Annotated in this window: 1 protein-coding gene; it reads left to right on the top strand. The window is 61.9% G+C overall.

Going from position 1 to position 832, the window contains the following annotated elements; all coding sequences use genetic code 11:
• Positions 1-58: 58 nt before the first annotated feature.
• The coding region (locus ACP7BV_RS27425; protein ID WP_426108071.1) for an aminotransferase class I/II-fold pyridoxal phosphate-dependent enzyme at positions 59-832 on the top strand (774 nt) is incomplete at its 3' end.

The following is an 832-nucleotide window of genomic DNA, read 5'->3' as shown; positions in this document are numbered from 1 at the left end:
GACCATGGGCGCCATCTTGCTGGTCCTGGCCGTGATATTTTTGCGCTAAACTTTTACCATGTTCACCATCGACCGCTCCTCTCCCATCGCCCTCTCCAAGCAGATTGAAACAAAGCTGCGCCACATGGTCGAGAGCCGCGCCCTGCCCGGTGGCGCCAAACTGCCGTCAATACGCCAGCTTGCCACCCAGTTGGCAATCAGCACCAACACCGTCGTGGTCGCCTACGACAGGCTGGTTGCCGCAGGCATCATTGATTCTCATGGCACGGCAGGATTTTTTGTCTGCACAAGCAACGAGGCCAGGTCGATTCCCGACGAGGTGGCACTTGAAGCGGGCGAGGAGCAGGAGCCCGTCTGGTTGGCGCAGCAAGCAAACGATCAGCGCGAGGGGGTATTGCTGGCAAGTAGCGGAGCATTGCCGCCGACCTGGCTGCAAGACGCGGTGCCGGCCGCCGCCGTGCAACGAGCCCTGGCACGCAGCCCTGCCGGCATGGCTTCGCGCTGTCCGCCCCAGGGGCTACCGGAACTACGCGAGCACATCGCCCTGCTGCTGCGCGGCTTCGGCGCTGCCTTTGACGCCGGCCACATCCTCACCACCTTTGGCGGCACCCATGCAATCGACTTGATTTGCCGTAGCTTTTTGCAAGCTGGCGACACCGTGCTGGTGGAAGACCCCGGTTATTTTTTACTGTTCGGCAGGTTGCGCCAGGATGGCATACGCTTGGTGTCGATCAAGCGCGGCCCCGATGGCCTCCACATGATCGCGCGCTACAGCAAACCGGTCATGATTGCCGAAGTGGGCATGGACTGGCAGCAGGCGGCGGCCAGTAAA

It is taken from the genome of Massilia sp. TSP1-1-2 (genome assembly GCF_049896185.1).
Lineage (GTDB): Bacteria > Pseudomonadota > Gammaproteobacteria > Burkholderiales > Burkholderiaceae_D > Telluria_A.
The sequence above is the reverse complement of the archived record's forward strand: the minus strand, read 5'-3'. Positions and strand labels throughout refer to the sequence as shown.